This window comes from Streptococcus oralis subsp. oralis, from assembly GCF_002096435.1.
In the GTDB taxonomy this organism is placed as follows: domain Bacteria; phylum Bacillota; class Bacilli; order Lactobacillales; family Streptococcaceae; genus Streptococcus; species Streptococcus oralis_AA.
In genome coordinates this window covers 507755-527886 of sequence record NZ_NCUI01000024.1, presented here as the reverse complement: position 1 = coordinate 527886, position 20132 = coordinate 507755, and the positions used below count along the sequence as shown (strand labels likewise).

Below are 20132 nucleotides of genomic sequence, written 5' to 3'. Positions count from 1 at the left end.
AAAGGCTTTGCTGATTGGTCTCGGTAAGCCTTTTTTGTTGCGATCACGCGCTTTCTAGGCGTGTTTTTTTATTTCTGAATACCATAGCTTTGATTTCCTGATAACTCATATTCAAGCCAATCATGGCTATGACCATGTCCTCAAATGCCTGGTATTGCTCCAGCTCGTCACTGGTCAAGCTATCGATGCCATTATAGCCCCCACGTTCTTCCCTTAACTGCTTCGCGTTCCTGTCGGTTACTGCCTTCAGTAGCAAGTTGTTCATGGTGCTATGCGCGTGCTTTGGTGCTTGTTCCCAGTTCTCAATACTGTCATGCAGCGTTTTTCTTTTTGGCTTTTCTAGCGCCCTCTGCATACGAAACTTAGAAAGTTCCTCACGCATTTCAAAGAAGGCTTTGACTAGGTTTTTCTTAAATTCCTTGACGGGTTCTGTATTTCGTAAGTAAGTGATCAGCAATGTTGCTTGCTGCTCATTCAAAATATAGTCCCGTACATTTTGCCCACTTTCTGAAGGTGAAATTTTAAATTGCACCTTTCCGAAGCTTTCAAAGTCCTCTCGGTGCTTATTCAGCAAAATCTTTAAATGTCTGTGTTTAACTTCTGCACATTCAGCCACAATACTGCTCAGTGTATACGGCTCTTTCTTACCGTCCATGTAGACTAGTTCCATTAGTTTCTCCTTTCTTACCCTTCTGGTGTTAGTAGTTCATCTAAAGTTACGCCCAGATAATCAGCAATTTTCAGCAAAGTTTCAGCTTCAGGGTTTTTGGTACGCTCGTAGTATAAAGCTGTGAGTGTGCTTTTTGAAATACCTGTAGCATTATAGACGTCTGAAACTTTTTTGCGTTGCTTTGCCAAAAGAACTCGAAAATTATTTTGCATATCTTCAGCCCTCCTTTTTGTCTTATTTTGTAAAAATTGAAGCGTTAACGCTAAAATTATGTCTCTTATTATACACTATATTTTTATCGTGTCAAGTAAAATAATAAAAAAACTTGAAAAAATTTAGCGTATAGGCTAAAATATTTTCAAGGAGGAAAGAAACATGCTTAGAAATAATCTTGCTAAATTAATGATAGATAGAGGAATAACCGCTACACAATTATTCAATGATACAGGGATTGCACGCTCAACAATATCAAAAATTTCAAACAATAAAACCGATAAAATAAATATCTCGACCGTTGACAAGTTATGTAACTACTTAATGGTATCTCCTGCTGATTTTTTTGATTATATTCCGTTCGAAATTTCTATGAAAGCGGGATTTGATAATTACGACTCCTTATCTGAGTTAGAAGAAGAAATGCAATTTGCTTTTGAAGGTTGGGAGGAGCCTGTTTTTTTAATAATCACCATTTTTCATTTAGGAAAAAAGTTGACCATTGAATATCAAGGAAGTTGTTTTGTCAACCCTCAAAGTTTTTTCAAGTGCTCAAATATACAATTTAAAATTTCCAAAGATAATGATGGATTCAGTGATACAGTATTCAACTGGCCAATACAGTTTCAAAATGATTTCGCAGAAATTGTTCGTGAGTATATCCAAAGCACTTTTGATATAGAGCCTAGTTCCTTGGAGGAAACAATTCATTTAGGTACTCTTTTGTCTCCTACTTTCTAACCCACGCACCACAATATAGAAAACATTTTAAGAAAGGAAACGTATGGAAGATTTAAGTAAAAGATTAGTTAATAAAAGTGTCGAGGCTTTTATTATGGGGCTTGAAATATATAACAAACCTACAATTAAGTACAGAATTGAGGGTTTTAGTTTTTTTATCTGTAACGCCTGGGAATTAATGCTAAAGGCTTATATCATTAATAATAATGGTGAAGAATCAATATATTTTAAGGATAGTAAGGATAGAACGATATCATTAGAAAATGCAGTTGAGACAGTATTTCCAGATAAACATGGATCATTACGAAAAAATCTAATTCGAATTATAGAACTTAGGAATACTAGTACCCACTTCATAACAGAAGATTATGAACATATCTATGCCCCATTATTTCAAGCATGTGTTTCTAATTATATTTCTAAAATGCAAGAGTTTCACAATGAGGATATCACAAAACAAATTGCACAAAATTTCTTGACTTTATCAGTCCGCATCGACCAACTTAATCAAGAAGAAATCCGAGCCAAGTACTCTCCTAAAATGGCCGAACGTATACTCGCCGAGCAAGATAAAATTGAAAATGAAATATCTACTAATAATTCTGACTATGCTGTACCTGTTGAAACTCGATTTTATATCACTAAGCGAAAACAAGATGCTGATTTATTTGTTAAACTTGATAATACTGCGGAAACGAGTATAGGTATAGTTAGAGAAATTAAAGATCCAAATGCTATCTATCCATTAACTACTAGGGAAGTTATTAAAATTGTTAATAGACATCTTAAATCAAAAGGGATTCTATTAACAAAAATAGTCGGTGGAGAAAAACAAAAAAAGACGTTTACAACAAACGACTTACAACTTTTTAATACATTTTATGATATCAAGACAAATCAACGTTATTGCTACCATTATAAAATTGGTAATCGATACGGCTACTCTCAAATCCTCTGCGATTTTATAATTGAGGAAATCGAACGAAATCCTGAAACGTTCGTAGAAAACTTGAAAAAAAGACAAAAAAAATAAGATAACCCCAGGCATATGTGAATTCTCGTCCATCGACTTACTCCCCTTTGGGAACACAACGTTAATCCTTCGCAAGTTATCTTGTTAATTCTATTATACCACGCGCGTGGGAAATGTAAAGTGTTTTGTTAGCTAACTGGTAAACTAACTTTAGAAAAAACTCTCAAAAAACACTGTAAAATAAGTGTTTTTACCACTTAACAATTAAGCATATAATTTACCTATCTAACTTGTTAAACCTGGATACAGGGCAATCTGTAAAGCCCTAGCATGATTTAAACCACATTCTAAAACCTTTTTAATAATAGCTTGCCTGCTTTGTTAAATTCGTTTTAGTGTTAGTGTGAAAGGCTTTGCTGATTGGTCTCGGTAAGCCTTTTTTGTTGCAATCACGCGCATTTAGTGCGTGGTTTTTTATTTCTGAATACCAGGGACTTGATTTCCTGATAACTCATATTCAAGCCAATCATGGCTATTACCATGTCCTCAAATGCCTGGTACTGTTCCAGCTCCTCACTGGTCAAGCTATCAATACCGTTATAGCCCCCACGTTCCGCCATTAACTGTTTAGCGTTCCTGTCAGTTACTGCCTTTAGTAGCAGATTGTTCATGGTGCTATGCGCGTGCTTTGGTGCTTGTTCCCAGTTCTCAATACTGTCATGCAGCGTTTTTCTTTTTGGCTTTTCTAACGCCCTCTGCATACGAAACTTAGAAAGTTCCTCACGCATTTCAAAGAATGCTTTGACTAGGTTCATTTTGAACCGCCGTACAGGTTCGGTATTCTTTAGATAAGTGATCAGCAAGGTTGCCTGTTGTTCATTTAGGCGATAGATTTTCATTGGTCGCCCTCGCCCATCTAATTTACGCATTTCAAATGCGATAATTCCGTAGCTTTCAAAATCAGCTTTATGCTTTCTTAAAAGTTCTTGTATTGTGTGATGAGTAACCTCAGCACATTCGGCGATGATCTCGCTTGTAGTATACGGCTCTTTCTTGCCGTCCATGTAGACTAGTTCCATGTTTTTGATCCTTTCTTTAGAGCTAAACCAAAGGTAGCATGCAACATTATATAACCTTCTTTCTAAAAAAATATATCTTCAAGTTTTATGTCGGGGAACAATGATAACAGTAGATTTTTAAAAACTAGTTTTTCAGAATCTTTAAAAGTCACATATCCTTTTTCCTTGTTCATATAACTTTGCTTGCTAATTCCAAGTGCTTCACCCATTTGTTTTTGGGTCATTCCTAACATGTTGCGATAACCTCTGACCTTATTAGGTTTGTACATAACAATCTCCTTTCTTATAACCTTATGCAACCAATTTTAGTCTATTTCAAATTGAATGTCAACACTTTTGTATAACTTTTTAAAACATTTTGTGGATTTTTAGCTTTCTGTTTGATACAATATGTCTGAAGCAAACAGGAGGCTTTGATTAATGAATGATATTGAAGATAAAAAAGTAATTGGATCTCGTATAAAATCCATACGGCAAGAAAAAGGGATGACTTTAGAGGAGTTCGGGAAGCTCTTTGGAGCAGGAAAAGGTCTAGTTTCTCGATGGGAAAACGGGCTTTCTATCCCGAATCCTGAGCGTCTAAAGTCTATAGCCAAGATTGGAGATATGACTGTAAGTCAATTATTACATGGGGAACGCGGAGGAAGTCATTATAACTGGGAAGCTGTAGAAGAACTTTTTAAAAAAATTTTTAATGGTGCCTCTATTGATAAACCAGCCTTACAAAGAACTCAAGCAGTTGTTGACAAGGCTTTCTTCTTAAATTTTGGTATAGAAGATATAGTTAATATCTATTTGTTCCAAAAAAACACCTCTAAACCTTTGGAAAGTCTTGAAGACTTGCAAGATTATTTTGAGAAAACAGTGGATGGATTATCAACTTATTTAGAAGGATCTACTGGTACAGAATTAATGGATTTAGAAATGCAGATAGCATTTTTAAACAGTTATGCATATAAAATCAAAAAGTACCTTGAAACCGGTGAATGGGCTTCTGATATCATTTCTAATCTTAAGGAAAAATCTAGAAAAATAAGAAAAGATGATTAGTTTCCTAACTTCAGTATATAGAAAGGAAAATAGATGGAACCTGCTGAATATCTAAAATCTAGACTGGATAATCAAATTGATTGGTATGACACAAAAAGTCAACACCATCAAAAATGGTTTAAAATTTTAAAGTATACAGAAGTGCTGATGGGATTCTTAATTCCTCTATTAGCAATTTGCAAGCCAATAAAATTTGAACTTTGGTCTGCTGTATTTGCTGGTTCAATGTTGCTTTGTGAAAGTTTTATATCTATATCGAAGCATCATGATAATTGGATTGATTACCGTAGAACAACCGAATCTTTAAAACATGAAAAATATATGTTTTTAACAGGTACGGGGGTTTATAAAAACGAAAAAGATGGCTTCGCCTTGCTTGTTGAACGTTGTGAAACTATTATCTCTAGCGAAAATATAAATTGGGCTAACTTGCAAACGGACACTATTCAACGAAAGGAAAAACAATGAGCGCGCATAAATGTTTTATATCTTTTAAAACTCATGATATGGAGTTCAAAAAATATATACAGGAAAATTTAGACGTGGATATGATTGACAAGTCTCTAAACGAACCGATTGATTCGCAAGATGAAGACTACATCATGCGAAGAATACGAGAAGATTATCTAAAAGATTCTACAGTTACTATTCATCTTATCGGTTCCGAAAGTTCCGAGAATAACTATTGCCAAAATCAAAATTACATCAAAAGAGAATTGCAAGCCTCGCTATCGAATACTTCAGCAGGTAAAAGAAATGGACTTTTAGGAGTAGTTTTACCTTCGATGTATGATCGTATTTATAGAGGAGAACAGGCGTGTTTTACTTGTTTTAAAAATCATGATGTAGTCAAAATAAATGAAGACACTACTGTTAAAGAGTTTAGTTATAATTTTTATCTCCCTCTTGACAACGACAAACATGCATGGAGCGAAGAAGATCGGTATTGTATATTAGTTAAATGGGATGATTTTAAAAAGAACCCAAATAGATATATTGATCAAGCTTTTGATAAAAGGTCGTCTGATATTGTCAAAAAAATAAAGGTTAGACCTTAAAGATCTAACCTCGAATAATTTCATAAGTTTTCTCAAAAATATCTGGTTTAACAGGATATTTTTCACCATCTACGCCTGTGACAATCCAATCTCCCGGAGAAGCCTTCATGACTCCTTCTAAAGTGTCGATATACATTTCTGTATCAATTTGAATAGCATCTACTATTACAGGAAGCTTACGAACTTTAACCATGCTTTCTCCTCCTGAGTTTTTCATTATTATAGCATAAAAATCAGTATTTCCAAAATGGGAACAACTGAGAATCTCAATTAGTATGGGGCTTAAATTTTGATTTTGCAATTTCTTCATTTTCGCTCGGAGTTCAACGCTATATTAGCCCCATATCCGCCTTATTTCCTACTCTGGCACAATTTTACCGTCTGACTTCCTAAAATCAAATATAGGGCAAAAGGTGAAGCCCTAGCATGATTTAAACAACAATCTAAAACCTTTTTAATAATAGCTTGCCTGCTGATGTTTTTTAGAAAGGTTTAAAACATGCAAATAACTGAAGTCAAAAAGAAAAACGGTACAATGGTATACCGAGCTAATGTATATCTAGGAGTTGACAAGGTAACAGGAAAGAAAGCCAAAACAAGTGTAACGGGTAGGACAAGAAAAGAGGTCAAGCAGAAAGCAAAGCACGCGCAAGATGATTTTATATCAAACGGTTGTACAGTGACAAAAGTAGTACCTGTAAAGAATTATCAAGAGTTAGCTGATCTATGGCTAGACAGCTACCAGCTTACAGTAAAACCTCAGACTTTTTTAGACACTAAGAGAATGCTGTACAATCATCTTATACCTGTCTTTGGTACTCTCAAACTGACCAAGCTATCTGTTAGCTATATACAAAGCTTTATTAACGATTTATCGACTCAGCTAGTTCACTATGCCGTGGTTCATTCAATAAATAGGCGTGTCTTACAGTATGGGGTATCTCTCCAGCTCTTGCCATTCAATCCAGCTAGGGATATTATTCTCCCTAAAAAGCCTAAACGTGAGAATAAAGCAATCAAGTTCATAGCTTCAGATGACTTAAAGGCTTTGTTGCTCCATATGGAAAAACTGGCGTTTAAGAAATATAGATATTATTTTGATTATGTTCTGTATAGTGTCTTACTTGCTACTGGTTGTCGTTTCGGTGAAGTAGTAGCCCTGGAATGGTCGGATATCGATTTTGAGAATGGAACTATAAGCATTAACAAGAATTACAGTAGATTATTAAAGTTAATAGGTACACCAAAAAGTAAAGCTGGAGTTAGGACAATCAGCATAGACAAGAAAACGGTCAACATGTTACGTCTTTACCAGAATAGACAACGCCAATTATATTTGGAGTCCGGGGCGCGTGTTTCGTCTGTGGTGTTTGCAACACCTACGAGAGAGTACCAGAACCTGGCAACCAGACAAGAGGCTTTAGATAGACGCTGTAATGAGATTTCTATCCCTCGCTTTACTTTTCACGCTTTCCGCCATACTCACGCTAGTTTATTGCTAAATGCTGGTATCAGCTATAAAGAATTACAATATCGTTTAGGTCATGCTACTTTAGCTATGACCATGGATATATACAGCCACCTATCTGCGAATAAAGAAAAAGAGGCGGTTTCATATTTTGAAAAAGCTATGAATAGCTTGTAAGTCCACAAAAAGGTGAACAAATTTATATTTTAGAACTCATAGGCTGGCTAAAAAGCCTATTAAATCAACGTTTATAAACAACAAAGGAGAAAAACATGACTTTTGAAGAAATCTTGCCTGGATTAAAGGCTAAGAAAAAATATGTACGAACTGGTTGGGGAGGGGCTGAAAACTATGTGCAGCTTTTTGACACTATCGAGCAAAACGGGGTTGCACTTGAAGTGACGCCTTATTTCCTCATCAACGTGTCAGGAGAAGGGGAAGGTTTTTCCATGTGGAGTCCGACACCTTGTGATGTTTTGGCGACGGATTGGGTAGAAGTGCATGACTAGACGTGTATTGATTACGGGAGTAAGTTCAGGGATTGGTCTGGCTCAAGCCCGCCTCTTTTTAGAGAAGGGATATCAAGTATATGGAGTTGACCAAGGTGAAAATCCATTCTTGGAGGGTGATTTTCACTTTTTACAGAGAGATTTGATCTTGGACTTGGAGCCTATTTTTGACTGGTGCCCTTATGTGGATGTTTTGTGTAATACTGCGGGAGTATTGGATGATTACAAACCCCTTTTGGGACAATCAGCGCAGGAAATCCAAGAGATTTTTGAAATTAACTATATGACTCCTGTTGAGTTGACTCGGTATTATTTGACACAAATGTTGGAAAATAAAAAAGGAATCATAATCAATATGTGTTCCATTGCCTCAAGTCTAGCTGGTGGAGGTGGACACGCCTATACTTCCTCTAAGCATGCCTTGGCTGGATTTACCAAGCAGTTGGCTCTAGACTATGCTGAAGCTGGGATTCAGGTCTTTGGTATTGCTCCAGGTGCAGTCAAGACTGGAATGACTGCAGCTGACTTTGAGCCAGGTGGATTGGCAGATTGGGTGGCTAGCGAGACACCCATCAAACGCTGGATTGAGCCAAGTGAAATTGCAGAAGTCAGCATATTCCTAGCTAGCGGTCACGTATCCGCCATGCAAGGACAAATCCTGACAGTGGATGGTGGCTGGTCTTTGAAGTAGGAGGAGTAGGATGGAAATCAAACATCATTTTGGTGTATACGGAGTCTGTCTTCAAGAAGGTAGACTTCTCTGCATTGAAAAAACGAGAGGCCCTTATCAACATCGTTATGATTTACCTGGTGGGAGTCAGGAACTAGGTGAGGGGTTGACAGAAACTCTCAAGAGGGAAGTTATGGAAGAGACGGGGTATACGCTTAGCGATTATTCAAACCCTAGAATCTATGATGTGCTAGGTTCAAGAAAATGGGCAAAACTTTGCCGTACATCATATCATGGCCTTTTATGATATTGAGATTAACGAGGAGGAACCTCAAGTTACGATTTCTGAAGCTGTTTCTGATGGTGCTAATGACTCACATGGATATATTTGGAAGGATATTCAAGAAATCACAGAAGAAAACGCATCGCCATTAGTCTTGAAGGTTAAGTCTGAATTATTAGGATTTCCAGAACTGGACAAGACCTTGTATATGAATTGGAAGGTGAATGATGAGAAACCAACTTGCCCTTAGTGGCGAACGAATTGTTGAAAAAGTTTACCCTCAATTATTACATCATGTTGGTATGATTCGTGGAGAATACTTACTGAGAGAGCTTAATCAAAACATCCTATTAGCAAGTTGTCAGCAATTTATAAAAGAAGTAAGTAAAAAATTACAAAGGAGCAACTCATGACACCGCAAGAAATGTGGAATGACTACAAGCAAATCAACCCCTCTATCGGAGATGAGATAGATGCCTGGGCTTTTGGAGTGGAAGCAGATCTCTTGGCAGATTTGGTTTTAAAAGGCGAAAAGACAGCAACTGCCTCGGCCTACGACCTCTACGCAATAGAGGATGAACCTCTTCCGCAAGAAGGGACCTTCGATGTTATTTTAGACAGTCAAGATCAGGCTGTCTGCATTGTCGAAATTACCAAGGTTTCCGTTCAGCCTTTCAATCAAGTTTCTGCAGACCATGCCTACAAGGAAGGGGAGGGAGACAAATCTTTAGCCTATTGGCGTCAGGTTCATGAGGACTTTTTCACCGAGTGGATGAGGGAAGCCGGACTGACTTTTACCCCTGACAGCAAGGTTGTTTTGGAAGAATTTCGCAAGGTCTACCCACTCTAGACTGCAGAAGGAAGAAAGTTTTGGAAATTACCGTCCAATCCTTTTTTCTAAAGCAAAACATGATATAATAAGTTTGTTTGAAGAAGAGTAAAACTCTTAAACTTAGAATAGGAGAAAACTATGCAAGCAGTTGAACATTTTATTACGCAATTTGTTCCTGAACATTATGATTTATTTTTAGACTTGAGTCGTGAGACCAAGACCTTTTCTGGGAAGGTGACCATTACTGGTCAGGCACAGAGTGACCGTATTTCCCTTCACCAAAAAGACTTGGAAATCACTTCTGTAGAAGTTGCGGGTCAAGCTCATCCATTTACAGTTGATCATGAAAATGAAGCCCTTCATGTCGAATTGGCTGAGGCTGGTCAAGTTGAATTGGTCATCGCCTTTTCAGGAAAAATCACAGACAATATGACAGGGATTTACCCTTCTTACTACACAGTTGATGGTATCAAGAAGGAAGTCTTGTCTACTCAGTTTGAAAGCCATTTTGCGCGTGAAGCCTTCCCATGTGTGGATGAGCCTGAAGCCAAGGCTACTTTTGACCTCGCCCTTCGTTTTGACCAGGCAGAAGGTGAAGTGGCCTTGTCAAACATGCCAGAAATTGATGTGGAAAAACGCAAGGAAACAGGCATCTGGAAGTTTGAGACAACACCTCGCATGTCTTCTTACTTATTAGCTTTTGTTGCAGGTGATTTGCAAGGGGTGACCGCTAAAACTAAAAATGGTACCCTCGTAGGTGTCTACTCAACCAAAGCTCATCCCCTATCTAACCTTGATTTCTCACTAGACATCGCCGTTCGCTCAATCGAGTTTTACGAAGATTACTACGGAGTTAAGTACCCAATTCCTCAATCTCTCCATATCGCCCTTCCTGACTTCTCAGCAGGTGCTATGGAAAACTGGGGTCTTGTGACCTACCGTGAAGTTTACTTGGTTGTGGATGAGAACTCAACCTTTGCTAGCCGTCAACAAGTTGCCCTAGTTGTAGCACATGAGTTGGCTCACCAATGGTTTGGAAACCTTGTGACTATGAAATGGTGGGATGACCTCTGGCTCAATGAAAGCTTCGCTAACATGATGGAATATGTCTGTGTCGATGTCATCGAGCCAACTTGGAATATTTTTGAAGACTTCCAAACAGGTGGTGTGCCGGGAGCACTTAAACGTGATGCGACTGATGGCGTTCAGTCTGTCCACGTCGAAGTTAAACACCCAGACGAAATCAATACCCTCTTTGACGGAGCTATCGTCTATGCCAAAGGAAGCCGTCTCATGCATATGCTTCGTCGTTGGCTCGGCGATGCTGATTTTGCTAAAGGTTTGCATGCTTACTTTGAAAAGCACCAATATGGAAATACCATTGGTCGTGACCTATGGAATGCCCTTGGTCAAGCATCAGGTCGTGATGTTGCAGCCTTCATGGATTCTTGGTTGGAGCAACCTGGTTATCCAGTTCTCACTGTCAAAGTTGAAAATGATGTCTTGAAGATTTCGCAAAAACAATTCTTTATCGGTGAGCACGAAGACAAGAACCGCCTCTGGGTGGTGCCACTGAACAGCAACTGGAAAGGTTTGCCAGATACACTCGAAACTGAAAGTATCGAAATCCCTGGCTACGCCGCTCTTCTTGCTGAAAATAAAGGAGCCCTTCGTCTCAACACTGAAAATACTGCCCACTACATTACCGACTATCAAGGAGACTTGTTAGAAGCTGTTCTTGCTGAGCTAGAAACACTTGATAATACAAGCAAACTACAAATCGTTCAAGAACGTCGTTTGTTGGCTGAAGCAGGGCACATTTCTTATGCAGACTTGCTCCCAGTCCTTGATAAACTTGCTAAGGAAGAATCTTACCTTGTCGTTTCAGCTGTTTCTCAAGTGATTTCTGCCCTTGAGCGCTTTATTGATGAAGGAACAGATGCTGAAACAGCCTTCAAATCACTGGTTGCTAAATTGGCTCGTCACAACTATGACCGTCTTGGCTTTGAAGCCAAAGATGGAGAATCAGATGAGGATGAATTGGTTCGTCAGTTGACCATTTCCATGATGATTCGCTCCAATGATGCAGAAGCTAGTCAAGTCGCTAGCCAAATCTTTGCAGCTCATAAGGAGAACCTTGCAGGACTTCCAGCAGCCATCCGTGCACAAGTTCTCATCAATGAGATGAAACACCATGAGACCAAGGACTTGGTCGCAACTTATCTGGACCTCTACACTCATGCCACAGATGCTGTTTTCAAACGCCAGTTGGCAGCTGCTCTAGCCTACAGTACAGATGCTGACAATATCCAAACCTTGATTAGTTCGTGGAAGGATAAGTTTGTTGTGAAACCACAAGACTTGTCTGCTTGGTATTACCAGTTCCTAGATCATCAAACAACTCAAGAAACTGTTTGGGTATGGGCGCGTGAAAACTGGGAGTGGATCAAGGCAGCTCTTGGTGGGGATATGAGCTTTGATAGCTTTGTTATCCTACCTGCCCATGTATTTAAGACAGAGCAACGCTTGGCAGAGTACAAGGAATTCTTTGAGCCACAACTCTCTGACCTTGCTCTTAGCCGTAACATTCGCATGGGGATCAAGGATATCGCAGCGCGTGTTGATTTGATTAAGCGTGAAAAAGCAGCAGTAGAAAAGGTTTTGAAAGCAAGTAAGTAATAGATAAAAAACAGCGGATCTTGCAATCTGCTGTTTTTTGGAAGTCAGTATAAAGTGTCCATCCTGAAAATCGTGTTATAATAGCAATGTCAAAGAAATTTTACCTAGAATTGTATAGGATGTTAAAGAATTTCGTCTAGCCAATTCGTGAAGAAAAGAATAATATAAAGAGGAAATGCAGATGTTAGGAAAACAATTAAAATTATTTAGAGAACAAAATGGCTACAGTCAGAATCAAATAGCAGAATGTCTGGGGACGACTCGTCAAACTATCTCAAATTGGGAAAATGATAAAACAATTATAGATAGTCATAGTTTGATTCGCTTAGCTGATTTTTATCAGATCTCTTTAGATGAGTTATGTGGACGAAAAAAGATTCCTGTTTACAAGAATTCAAAGATCAAGTCTATGATTTTAGCTAATGCTTGTACACTTTGGACCTGCTTCGCTTCCACTCATCGCTAAATCAATTGTTTTCCGACTAGCTTTTCAATTCTATTGATTCTAGGAGGACAATGATGTCTTACGTTTATTTAACTCTTGCTATTGTATCTGAAATAGCTGCCACAAGTCTGTTAAAACTGTCGCAAGGTTTTTCGAAAATGCTTTTTGGGATTCTTGCTTTAGTTTTGTATGGCTTGTGTTTTTTCTTTCTATCTTTGTCTTTGAAAGGCATACAACTAAATCTAGTCTATGCTATTTGGTCTGGTGTTGGTTTGGTTGGAACAACTGTGCTATCTATTTTGCTTTTTCATGAAAAAGTAACGTTCGCAAGTCTCTTGGGAATTGCTTTAGTTATTGTGGGGCTTGTTATATTAAACCTATCACAAAAGGTTCACTAATGAGGTAGTATGTTATGGGTGACAATTATTTTAAGAATAAAAGAGTCGTTATTATTGGTGCCAGTGGAAATTTGGGACAAGCCTATACACAAGCTTTTTTTCAAGCAGGTGCTCATTTATTTCTTTTAGGTCGCAATATGAATAAATTAGCCAGTTTTTCTGAGAATATTGCTTCCAAGATTCCGATTTGCTCAGTAGATATAACGAATGAAACTTCTATTAAAGTTGCAGTGTCTGAAGTTCAAAAGTGGTCGGGTAATATAGATATTGTTATTAATGCAACGGGATTTGATGTACGAAAATCTTTATTATCTCACTCTGAGGAGGAGATCAATCAAACTATGACGATTAACCTAATAGGGGCTATCCTTGTCAGCAAACATTTTTTACCTTTGTTAAAAAATCAAAAAGGAGCAACCATTGTGCATTCAGGAGGTTTTGCAGATGGTAGGCTGGCCTTCCCCTATTATAGTGTAGATGTGGCGAGCCGCGCCGGACTTTTTTCTTTTATCGAATCAATGAACCGAGAATTAATACAGGAGCAGAAAAAGATGCATATAACTTATTTTTGCCCCAATGCAGCAGACACACCATCAGAAAAGCCTTATCATCCAGTTTGGAGAGAAATGGGGATCTCTATATCAAGTACAAATCAAGTAACCCAAGCTTTACTTAAAGGTATAAAATCTCGTAAAAGAGTGATTTTGATGGGACAAGGTACAAAGATTTTTACAACATTAAACCTTCTATCCCCAGCAATAGCGGATTATCTTTTACTGAGACGATACGGTCGTATTTTAAAAAAATATTTTGGATAAATTTTCTATTATTTTTCTAAGAATTTTCTCATCTTTTAGTATTCTTTAAGAAAAAATAATTAAGATGTATGTAGCCTAAAGAAAGGATGTGGTGAATTTATGAAGTAGAGCTTCTTCATTTTTTCACAGAAACTTAAAGCAGAAAGAAAGAAAAATATAGAATGAATAAAGAGAAAATGATTGTTGTAGAAAAAAGCACCAAGTGGAGGCTATCAGTAGTAGCAAGTGGTTCTTTAGTGGTCGGCTTGCTTGGTGGTTATATATTCGGTTCTTTGACTCAAAAATCAACAAATCAGCAGTCGACCGTTCAAACATCGAAAACCCAGCAAGATAATCAAGATGGCAATAATATGCAAAGTCACGGTGGACAGCCGCCGCAAGGAAATAATAATCAAGAAGGCGGTAGCAATTCTAAGAAGAAACCAGCCAATGCAGATGGAAGTACGAAGGCCAAGGATATCAATTCTAACCAAAATAATGAAGAAAACACTACAAAATCTTAATCCATTTGTTAAAGCCATGATATAATAATTAAAGAATTATACTAAGATCCAAAAAATGATACAAAAATTCTTTATTTTATAATAACCTTAGATGAAGCTGATTAGTATCTTATAGCAGGAGGAGAACAAGATGATTAAGATTTTACTAGTAGAAGACGACTTAGGGTTGTCAAACTCAGTATTTGACTTTTTAGATGATTTTGCAGATGTCATGCAGGTTTTTGATGGAGAAGAAGGTCTCTACGAAGCTGAAAGTGGCGTTTATGACTTGATTTTGCTTGACTTGATGTTGCCTGAAAAAAATGGCTTCCAAGTCTTGAAAGAGCTGCGCGAAAAAGGAATTACGACACCAGTCCTTATCATGACAGCTAAGGAAAGTTTGGATGACAAGGGACATGGTTTTGAGTTGGGAGCGGATGACTACCTCACCAAGCCTTTCTACCTAGAAGAACTCAAAATGCGGATCCAAGCCCTTCTCAAACGTTCAGGTAAGTTTAACGAAAACACCTTGACCTATGGAGATATTGTCGTCAACCTTTCAACGAATGAAGTGAAGGTGGAAGATACTCCTGTGGAACTACTCGGAAAAGAGTTTGAGTTATTGGTTTACTTCCTTCAAAATCAAAATGTTATTCTTCCCAAGACGCAAATTTTTGATCGTCTATGGGGATTTGATAGCGATACGACGATTTCCGTTGTAGAAGTCTATGTCTCAAAAGTTCGTAAGAAATTGAAGGGAACAGCCTTTGCTGAAAATCTTCAAACCTTGCGTAGTGTCGGGTATATTTTAAAAGATGTTCAATAAACTAAAAAAAACATGGTATGCGGATGATTTCAGCTATTTCATTCGAAACTTTGGAGTGTTCACCCTGATCTTCTCTGCTATGACCTTGATTATCCTCCAGGTCATGCACTCGAGTCTCTACACTTCTGTAGATGAAAAACTCCAAGCCCTTAGTAGTAGTCCCCAAGCGGTTATCCAGTTGGCCCTGAATCGGGCAACTGAGGAAGTCAAGGATATTCAACCAGCAACAGCGGATGCCAACAAGGCTGAAATCAAGCCCAATGTCAGCTCCAATACGGAAGTCTTGCTCTTTGACAAGGATTTTAATCAGCTCTTACTGGGCAATCGTTTTTTAGGTTTGGACAAGATCAAGCTGGACAAAAAGGAGTTGAATCACATTCGCCAAATCCAAGTTGTCAATAGCTACGGTCAGGAAGAAACCTATCGGATGATTTTGATGGAAACCAACTCATCTTCTGTCTCAAGTAACGTCAAATATGCGGCGGTTTTAATCAATACCAGCCAGCTCGAGCAAATCAGCCAAAACCACGAGCATTTAATTGTTGTAGTCATGGCTAGTTTCTGGCTCCTGTCTTTAATTGCCAGTGTTTACTTGGCACGTGTCAGTGTCAAACCCTTGCTGGAAAGCATGCAAAAGCAGAAGTCCTTTGTTGAAAATGCCAGTCACGAACTGAGAACGCCTTTGGCCGTTTTACAAAATCGTTTAGAAAATCTCTTTCGAAAACCAGAGGCAACGATTATGGAATCCAGCGAAAGTATCGCTTCGAGTCTTGAAGAAGTTCGCAACATGCGCTTCCTCACGACCAATCTTCTCAACCTTGCACGTCGCGATGATGGAATTAAACCAGAAATAGCAGAAGTATCACCACAGTTCTTTAAAACAACCTTTGCTAACTATGAGTTGATTGCTTCTGAAAATGATCGTATTTTTGAGTATGAAAATCGGATTTATCGTCCTTTCATGACCGATCAGTTGCTCCTCAAACAGCTCATGACCATCTTATTTGACAATGCCATCAAGTATACTGAAGAAGATGGGAAAATTGAGTTTGTAGTTCATGCTACAGATCGCCACCTCTATCTTACAGTAACGGATAATGGAATTGGAATCTCAGCTGCTGACAAGAAGAAAATCTTTGACCGATTTTACCGTGTAGACAAGGCAAGAACCCGTCAGAAAGGTGGCTTTGGTCTTGGACTATCTTTGGCCAAGCAGATCGTAGATGCCTTACGAGGAACGATTAGCGTAAAAGATAACAAACCTAGAGGAACAATTTTTGAAGTTAAGATCGCTATTCAATCTCCTTCAAAACGTAAGAATAAATAAAAAAGACAGTTATATAACTGTCTTTTTTGATAACTAGAAAAGAGGTTGGTAGAAGTACCAACCTTTATTTTGAAAATTTTCGTTTCATTATCTTTCGTTGAAGTTGTAAAAGTGCGAAGCTTGTTGCCATAGCAGCGATAAAGGACAAAGCTGTATTTAATTTTAAGGCTAAAAAGATAAAACTAAACAGTGCCATAAAAATACAGAAACAAGCGATATTTACAAAAAATAAAATCTCTTTTAGGTTAGGGCCGACTGGGGCTTCTGGTGTGTAATCTTGGTAAAGCGGAGTTTGTTTCGATTCGGGAGCTTGTTCAAACTCATAAGCTTCTAGTTTTCTTGCGGACATGATTCTCTCCTTAACAGTACATAACTATTTTATCATTTTTTATGCAGAGAATTATTACAGGATTGTTACAAAACTACTAAAGTCTCTTATCATCCTCTAAGTCGCTCTCTTGACACCTACAAGGGAAAATGGTAGCATGGATGTTACACTTAAAACAGATGACCTAACTTTCTCTATTATAAATATACTGAGAAAGGAAAGGATAACTTATATAAATTGATAGCAAGCTGAGGCTTTTCCTAAGATGATTTGTTGAGTTGCTACCTGGATACTTTTGAAGAGTATTGATAGGAGTTGTTTTGAATGGATGGAAGGACAGAGATTCTGTCTATTGGACTGGGTGGCATTCTTGCTACCTCTGGGAAAAGTAAAAGGAGATAAGCATGTATCTTGCTATCAAAGAGATATTACGAAATAAACTTCGATATAGTTTGATTCTAACTACCATTTTTCTTATCGCTTTTATGGTCTTTTTTATGACTAGTCTAGCTCTCGGTCTTGTGCGAAACAACCGAGCAGCTATTGATAACTGGCAAGCGACGGGTGTTGTTTTATCCGACTACGCAAATGATAATTTGACAGCATCTTTTATCCCTGAAAAGGACTACAAAGATAAGAGTTCTAAAGAGGCTGCTCCATTGGGCTATATGTTCGCTGTAACCAATCTAGTCGATGGTAGTGAAAAGGTCAATGTTTCCATTTTTGCTCAAGACTGGGACTCTTTTATCTCTCCTAGTTTGACGGAGGGTCGTTATCCTGAAGGGGATGATGAGGTTGTCGTGGATCAGTCTTTTGAGAACTATGGGATGAAGCTAGGTGATGCCATTCAGCTCAATGGAAGCGAGACAAGCTACAAGATTGTAGGCTTGACTCAAGGAAATAAATTTTTCACTGAGCCTGTTGTCTTTACGAGTCTGACAAATTATTGGACCTTACAAGGAACCTTGAAAGCCAATCGTTCCATCTCTGCCTTGGTATTGAAAAATGACATAGAAGTGTCTGGAGACGGACTGAAACAGATTTCCATTCCAAAAATGATTTCGAAAATTCCTGGTTACACACCTCAGGTTAATGTATTTTCAGGGATGATTCTTGCTATGATTGTTATCACTGGCTTGATTGTGGGGATTTTTGTTTATATCATTACTATCCAAAAACTAGGACTTTATGGAATAATGCGAGCTCAGGGAATACAGATCAAAACCATTGTATGGTCTCTATTCTGTCAAATCTTCCTCCTAGCTGGTATGGGGATTGCTTTAGCCTTGCTAGCAATCGGAGGAGTCATTTTAGTCTTACCAGCTACCTTCTTTTTCTATCCAAGTTGGATAGCCTACTCTGTCCTAAGCTTGGTAATTTGCTTGATGGCCCTTCTAGGTGGTGTCATTTCACTTCCACGCTTGCTAAAGGTGGACCCGATTACTGCGATTGCAGAGTGATAAGGAGAATAGTATGACAACATTGATAGAAATGAATCAAGTGACAAAAACCTACGGGGAAGGAAAGATGAAAGTCGTAGCCCTGCATGAGACGAATTTTCGGCTAAAGGCGGGAGAGTTCGTAGCTATCGTTGGGCCTTCAGGTTCCGGAAAGACGACCTTTCTAACAACTCTAGGACAACTACAGGAAGCATCGAGTGGAAAGATTCTAGTCAAGGGGAAGGAAACAGGCAGTTTGACGGAGAAGGAAAAAACAGATCTCCGTTTTAGAGAGTTTGGTTTCATTCTCCAGGCTTCAAACTTAATTCCTTTTCTAACGGTCAAGGAACAGCTGGATTTGATTGACAGACTGGATAAGGGGGAAAATAGTAAAAGTGACCGAAAAGATCTCTTTGAGTTGTTGGATTTGGAAAAAGTAAAAGATCATTATCCCAAGTCTCTATCGGGTGGTGAACGTCAACGTGCGGCCATTGCTAGAGCGCTCTATAACAATCCAAGCATTGTGCTTGCAGATGAGCCGACAGCCAGTCTAGATACCGAGCGTGCTTACCAAGTAACGGAGATGTTGGCTGCCATTGCCCATGAACAAGGTAGAGGAGTTGTTATGATTACGCACGATACTCGTCTTCTTGATAAGGTTGATCGTATTTATGTCATGAACGATGGCCACCTAGTTGAAGAAACACATGCATAAAATAGAGTGAATGGTACAAGTTACTGTTCACTTTTTTGATTGGAAAAGATAGAAACAAGTTTAACTTTTTATGAAACTCTCAGTACCCATAGCTGATTTTTGAGAAATGTGGTATAATTTTCCTTATGGAAAAGATTATCATTACAGCAACTGCTGAAAGTATTGAACAAGTTGAACAGTTACTCGAAGCTGGCGTAGACCGTATCTATGTTGGTGAGAAAGATTTTGGCCTTCGTCTGCCAACAACCTTTAGTTATGAAGAGTTGCGCACCATCGCTAAGTTGGTTCATGAAGCAGGCAAGGAATTGATTGTTGCGGTTAATGCACTCATGCACCAAGATATGATGGACCGTATCAAGCCTTTCCTAGACTTCTTGGAAGAAATCAAGACAGACTATATTACTGTTGGGGATGCAGGTGTCTTTTACGTGGTCAATCGTGATGGCTATTCCTTCAAGACTATCTACGATGCTTCAACCATGGTAACAAGTAGTCGTCAAATTAACTTCTGGGGTCAAAAGGCTGGCGCATCTGAGGCGGTTTTGGCGCGTGAAATTCCATCTGCTGAACTCTTCAAGATGCCTGAGATTTTGGAAATTCCTGCTGAAGTATTGGTTTATGGGGCTAGTGTCATTCACCATTCTAAGCGTCCGCTCTTGCAAAACTACTATAACTTCACGCACATCGATGATGAAAAGACACGTAAACGTGATCTCTTCTTAGCAGAACCGAGTGACCCTGAGAGCCATTACTCTATCTTTGAAGATAATCATGGTACCCACATCTTTGCCAACAATGACCTTGATTTGATGACCAAATTGACAGAATTGGTGGAGCATGGTTTCACTCACTGGAAGATAGAGGGTCTCTACACACCTGGTCAGAATTTTGTGGAAATTGCTAAACTCTTTATTCAAGCGCGTAGCTTGATCCAAGAGGGGAATTTCAGCCATGACCAAGCTTTCTTGTTAGATGAGGAAGTGCGCAAGTTACACCCTAAAAACCGTTTCCTCGACACAGGATTCTATGATTACGATCCTGATATGGTTAAATAGGACACCAAAACCCGAAATAAAAATGTTCGGGTTTTTCAAGTGTATTCATGAAATAAAAACGGATACATGTTATA

The 20132-nt window shown here is 38.5% G+C and carries 25 protein-coding genes and 2 pseudogenes; 21 read left to right on the top strand and 6 right to left on the bottom strand.

Annotation, left to right across the window (positions count from 1 at the left end):
* Nucleotides 1–43 precede the first annotated feature (43 nt).
* Both B7723_RS06140 and B7723_RS06135 read right to left on the bottom strand, forming a co-directional pair.
* Entirely contained in the window at nucleotides 44–670 is a 627-nt protein-coding gene (locus B7723_RS06140) for a Rha family transcriptional regulator (RefSeq protein ID WP_084849555.1), read from the bottom strand.
* Nucleotides 671–684: 14 nt separating this feature from the next.
* A complete protein-coding gene (locus B7723_RS06135; RefSeq protein ID WP_084849556.1) occupies nucleotides 685–882 on the bottom strand; it encodes a helix-turn-helix domain-containing protein in 198 nt (65 codons plus the stop codon).
* A 163-nt stretch (nucleotides 883–1045) separates the two neighbouring features.
* Here B7723_RS06135 and B7723_RS06130 point away from each other — a divergent pair, with 163 nt between their 5' ends.
* Both B7723_RS06130 and B7723_RS06125 read left to right on the top strand, forming a co-directional pair.
* A complete protein-coding gene (locus tag B7723_RS06130) occupies nucleotides 1046–1624 on the top strand; it encodes a helix-turn-helix domain-containing protein (RefSeq protein WP_084849557.1) in 579 nt (192 codons plus the stop codon).
* Nucleotides 1625–1667: 43 nt separating this feature from the next.
* Nucleotides 1668–2657, top strand: coding sequence for a DUF3644 domain-containing protein (locus tag B7723_RS06125; RefSeq protein ID WP_084849558.1), 990 nt, complete (start codon nucleotides 1668–1670; stop codon nucleotides 2655–2657).
* Between the two features lie 389 nt (nucleotides 2658–3046).
* On the opposite strand, the gene B7723_RS06120 is transcribed toward B7723_RS06125, so the two are convergent.
* Entirely contained in the window at nucleotides 3047–3676 is a 630-nt protein-coding gene (locus B7723_RS06120; RefSeq protein WP_000424680.1) for a Rha family transcriptional regulator, read from the bottom strand.
* 62 nt (nucleotides 3677–3738) lie between these two features.
* Nucleotides 3739–3945 carry a helix-turn-helix transcriptional regulator gene (locus tag B7723_RS06115; RefSeq protein ID WP_000277811.1) on the bottom strand — a complete coding sequence of 69 codons (207 nt, stop codon included), beginning with the start codon at nucleotides 3943–3945 and terminating at the stop codon, nucleotides 3739–3741.
* A 151-nt stretch (nucleotides 3946–4096) separates the two neighbouring features.
* On the opposite strand from B7723_RS06115, the gene B7723_RS06110 reads away from it, so the two are divergent.
* Genes B7723_RS06110 through B7723_RS06100 form a run of 3 tightly spaced genes read left to right on the top strand, consistent with a single transcriptional unit; the run spans nucleotide 4097 to nucleotide 5784 of the window.
* Nucleotides 4097–4726, top strand: a complete 630-nt coding sequence (locus B7723_RS06110) for a helix-turn-helix domain-containing protein (RefSeq protein WP_000997837.1) — start codon at nucleotides 4097–4099, stop codon at nucleotides 4724–4726.
* A gap of 33 nt (nucleotides 4727–4759) precedes the next feature.
* The gene (locus tag B7723_RS06105; protein ID WP_000433043.1) at nucleotides 4760–5194 is read left to right on the top strand and encodes a DUF4231 domain-containing protein; all 435 of its coding nucleotides are present in this window, start codon (nucleotides 4760–4762) and stop codon (nucleotides 5192–5194) included.
* On the top strand, nucleotides 5191–5784 hold the full coding sequence (locus B7723_RS06100; protein WP_001272713.1) for a TIR domain-containing protein: 594 nt from the start codon (nucleotides 5191–5193) through the stop codon (nucleotides 5782–5784). The genes B7723_RS06105 and B7723_RS06100 overlap by 4 nt, the downstream gene beginning before the upstream one ends.
* Nucleotides 5785–5788: 4 nt before the next feature.
* Here the strand turns inward: B7723_RS06100 and B7723_RS06095 are convergent, their stop codons facing one another.
* Nucleotides 5789–5977, bottom strand: a complete 189-nt coding sequence (locus B7723_RS06095; protein ID WP_000241531.1) for a hypothetical protein — start codon at nucleotides 5975–5977, stop codon at nucleotides 5789–5791.
* Nucleotides 5978–6283: 306 nt separating this feature from the next.
* Between B7723_RS06095 and B7723_RS06090 the strand changes: the two genes are divergently transcribed.
* From B7723_RS06090 to B7723_RS06030, 13 genes and pseudogenes are all read left to right on the top strand, one after another.
* Nucleotides 6284–7429, top strand: a complete 1146-nt coding sequence (locus tag B7723_RS06090; protein WP_084849559.1) for a tyrosine-type recombinase/integrase — start codon at nucleotides 6284–6286, stop codon at nucleotides 7427–7429.
* Between the two features lie 95 nt (nucleotides 7430–7524).
* Nucleotides 7525–7761 carry a DUF2829 domain-containing protein gene (locus tag B7723_RS06085; RefSeq protein WP_000141913.1) on the top strand — a complete coding sequence of 79 codons (237 nt, stop codon included), beginning with the start codon at nucleotides 7525–7527 and terminating at the stop codon, nucleotides 7759–7761.
* Complete coding sequence (locus B7723_RS06080; RefSeq protein ID WP_084849560.1) at nucleotides 7754–8452, top strand: 3-oxoacyl-ACP reductase; 699 nt, start codon at nucleotides 7754–7756, stop codon at nucleotides 8450–8452. The genes B7723_RS06085 and B7723_RS06080 overlap by 8 nt, the downstream gene beginning before the upstream one ends.
* 10 nt (nucleotides 8453–8462) lie before the next feature.
* Nucleotides 8463–8964 (top strand): annotated as a pseudogene (locus B7723_RS06075) (NUDIX hydrolase).
* Nucleotides 8942–9094 (top strand): annotated as a pseudogene (locus B7723_RS06070) (putative PEP-binding protein); the annotation flags it as partial. The pseudogenes B7723_RS06075 and B7723_RS06070, both read left to right, overlap by 23 nt.
* A 29-nt stretch (nucleotides 9095–9123) precedes the next feature.
* The gene (locus tag B7723_RS06065) at nucleotides 9124–9564 is read left to right on the top strand and encodes an ASCH domain-containing protein (RefSeq protein ID WP_142357995.1); all 441 of its coding nucleotides are present in this window, start codon (nucleotides 9124–9126) and stop codon (nucleotides 9562–9564) included.
* 120 nt (nucleotides 9565–9684) lie between these two features.
* Nucleotides 9685–12225, top strand: coding sequence for a M1 family metallopeptidase (locus tag B7723_RS06060; protein WP_084849562.1), 2541 nt, complete (start codon nucleotides 9685–9687; stop codon nucleotides 12223–12225).
* Between the two features lie 181 nt (nucleotides 12226–12406).
* On the top strand, nucleotides 12407–12691 hold the full coding sequence (locus B7723_RS06055; protein WP_049505707.1) for a helix-turn-helix domain-containing protein: 285 nt from the start codon (nucleotides 12407–12409) through the stop codon (nucleotides 12689–12691).
* Between the two features lie 50 nt (nucleotides 12692–12741).
* Entirely contained in the window at nucleotides 12742–13068 is a 327-nt protein-coding gene (locus tag B7723_RS06050; protein WP_009013481.1) for a DMT family transporter, read from the top strand.
* A gap of 14 nt (nucleotides 13069–13082) precedes the next feature.
* Nucleotides 13083–13886, top strand: a complete 804-nt coding sequence (locus B7723_RS06045; RefSeq protein WP_000502736.1) for an SDR family NAD(P)-dependent oxidoreductase — start codon at nucleotides 13083–13085, stop codon at nucleotides 13884–13886.
* 161 nt (nucleotides 13887–14047) lie between these two features.
* Nucleotides 14048–14389 carry a hypothetical protein gene (locus tag B7723_RS06040; protein ID WP_049505708.1) on the top strand — a complete coding sequence of 114 codons (342 nt, stop codon included), beginning with the start codon at nucleotides 14048–14050 and terminating at the stop codon, nucleotides 14387–14389.
* Between the two features lie 130 nt (nucleotides 14390–14519).
* On the top strand, nucleotides 14520–15194 hold the full coding sequence (gene ciaR / locus B7723_RS06035) for a two-component system response regulator CiaR (RefSeq protein ID WP_000590630.1): 675 nt from the start codon (nucleotides 14520–14522) through the stop codon (nucleotides 15192–15194).
* The gene (locus B7723_RS06030; protein WP_042768396.1) at nucleotides 15184–16521 is read left to right on the top strand and encodes a sensor histidine kinase; all 1338 of its coding nucleotides are present in this window, start codon (nucleotides 15184–15186) and stop codon (nucleotides 16519–16521) included. Before ciaR ends, B7723_RS06030 begins: the two co-directional genes overlap by 11 nt.
* Before the next feature lie 64 nt (nucleotides 16522–16585).
* Here the strand turns inward: B7723_RS06030 and B7723_RS06025 are convergent, their stop codons facing one another.
* A complete protein-coding gene (locus tag B7723_RS06025) occupies nucleotides 16586–16870 on the bottom strand; it encodes a DUF3270 domain-containing protein (RefSeq protein WP_001276161.1) in 285 nt (94 codons plus the stop codon).
* 383 nt (nucleotides 16871–17253) lie between these two features.
* Between B7723_RS06025 and B7723_RS06020 the strand changes: the two genes are divergently transcribed.
* From B7723_RS06020 to B7723_RS06010, 3 genes are all read left to right on the top strand, one after another.
* Entirely contained in the window at nucleotides 17254–18309 is a 1056-nt protein-coding gene (locus B7723_RS06020; RefSeq protein WP_084849563.1) for an ABC transporter permease, read from the top strand.
* A gap of 13 nt (nucleotides 18310–18322) precedes the next feature.
* Nucleotides 18323–19003 carry an ABC transporter ATP-binding protein gene (locus tag B7723_RS06015; protein ID WP_084849564.1) on the top strand — a complete coding sequence of 227 codons (681 nt, stop codon included), beginning with the start codon at nucleotides 18323–18325 and terminating at the stop codon, nucleotides 19001–19003.
* A 125-nt stretch (nucleotides 19004–19128) separates the two neighbouring features.
* Nucleotides 19129–20058, top strand: a complete 930-nt coding sequence (locus B7723_RS06010; protein ID WP_084849565.1) for a peptidase U32 family protein — start codon at nucleotides 19129–19131, stop codon at nucleotides 20056–20058.
* The last annotated feature ends 74 nt before the right edge of the window (nucleotides 20059–20132 follow it).

Coding starts and splice junctions, on each gene's coding strand:
- B7723_RS06140 (WP_084849555.1), bottom strand. CDS start 670: ATGGAACTAGTCTACATGGACGGTAAGAAAGAGCCGTATACACTGAGC.
- B7723_RS06135 (WP_084849556.1), bottom strand. CDS start 882: ATGCAAAATAATTTTCGAGTTCTTTTGGCAAAGCAACGCAAAAAAGTT.
- B7723_RS06130 (WP_084849557.1), top strand. CDS start 1,046: ATGCTTAGAAATAATCTTGCTAAATTAATGATAGATAGAGGAATAACC.
- B7723_RS06125 (WP_084849558.1), top strand. CDS start 1,668: ATGGAAGATTTAAGTAAAAGATTAGTTAATAAAAGTGTCGAGGCTTTT.
- B7723_RS06120 (WP_000424680.1), bottom strand. CDS start 3,676: ATGGAACTAGTCTACATGGACGGCAAGAAAGAGCCGTATACTACAAGC.
- B7723_RS06115 (WP_000277811.1), bottom strand. CDS start 3,945: ATGTACAAACCTAATAAGGTCAGAGGTTATCGCAACATGTTAGGAATG.
- B7723_RS06110 (WP_000997837.1), top strand. CDS start 4,097: ATGAATGATATTGAAGATAAAAAAGTAATTGGATCTCGTATAAAATCC.
- B7723_RS06105 (WP_000433043.1), top strand. CDS start 4,760: ATGGAACCTGCTGAATATCTAAAATCTAGACTGGATAATCAAATTGAT.
- B7723_RS06100 (WP_001272713.1), top strand. CDS start 5,191: ATGAGCGCGCATAAATGTTTTATATCTTTTAAAACTCATGATATGGAG.
- B7723_RS06095 (WP_000241531.1), bottom strand. CDS start 5,977: ATGGTTAAAGTTCGTAAGCTTCCTGTAATAGTAGATGCTATTCAAATT.
- B7723_RS06090 (WP_084849559.1), top strand. CDS start 6,284: ATGCAAATAACTGAAGTCAAAAAGAAAAACGGTACAATGGTATACCGA.
- B7723_RS06085 (WP_000141913.1), top strand. CDS start 7,525: ATGACTTTTGAAGAAATCTTGCCTGGATTAAAGGCTAAGAAAAAATAT.
- B7723_RS06080 (WP_084849560.1), top strand. CDS start 7,754: ATGACTAGACGTGTATTGATTACGGGAGTAAGTTCAGGGATTGGTCTG.
- B7723_RS06065 (WP_142357995.1), top strand. CDS start 9,124: ATGACACCGCAAGAAATGTGGAATGACTACAAGCAAATCAACCCCTCT.
- B7723_RS06060 (WP_084849562.1), top strand. CDS start 9,685: ATGCAAGCAGTTGAACATTTTATTACGCAATTTGTTCCTGAACATTAT.
- B7723_RS06055 (WP_049505707.1), top strand. CDS start 12,407: ATGTTAGGAAAACAATTAAAATTATTTAGAGAACAAAATGGCTACAGT.
- B7723_RS06050 (WP_009013481.1), top strand. CDS start 12,742: ATGATGTCTTACGTTTATTTAACTCTTGCTATTGTATCTGAAATAGCT.
- B7723_RS06045 (WP_000502736.1), top strand. CDS start 13,083: ATGGGTGACAATTATTTTAAGAATAAAAGAGTCGTTATTATTGGTGCC.
- B7723_RS06040 (WP_049505708.1), top strand. CDS start 14,048: ATGAATAAAGAGAAAATGATTGTTGTAGAAAAAAGCACCAAGTGGAGG.
- ciaR (WP_000590630.1), top strand. CDS start 14,520: ATGATTAAGATTTTACTAGTAGAAGACGACTTAGGGTTGTCAAACTCA.
- B7723_RS06030 (WP_042768396.1), top strand. CDS start 15,184: ATGTTCAATAAACTAAAAAAAACATGGTATGCGGATGATTTCAGCTAT.
- B7723_RS06025 (WP_001276161.1), bottom strand. CDS start 16,870: ATGTCCGCAAGAAAACTAGAAGCTTATGAGTTTGAACAAGCTCCCGAA.
- B7723_RS06020 (WP_084849563.1), top strand. CDS start 17,254: ATGTATCTTGCTATCAAAGAGATATTACGAAATAAACTTCGATATAGT.
- B7723_RS06015 (WP_084849564.1), top strand. CDS start 18,323: ATGACAACATTGATAGAAATGAATCAAGTGACAAAAACCTACGGGGAA.
- B7723_RS06010 (WP_084849565.1), top strand. CDS start 19,129: ATGGAAAAGATTATCATTACAGCAACTGCTGAAAGTATTGAACAAGTT.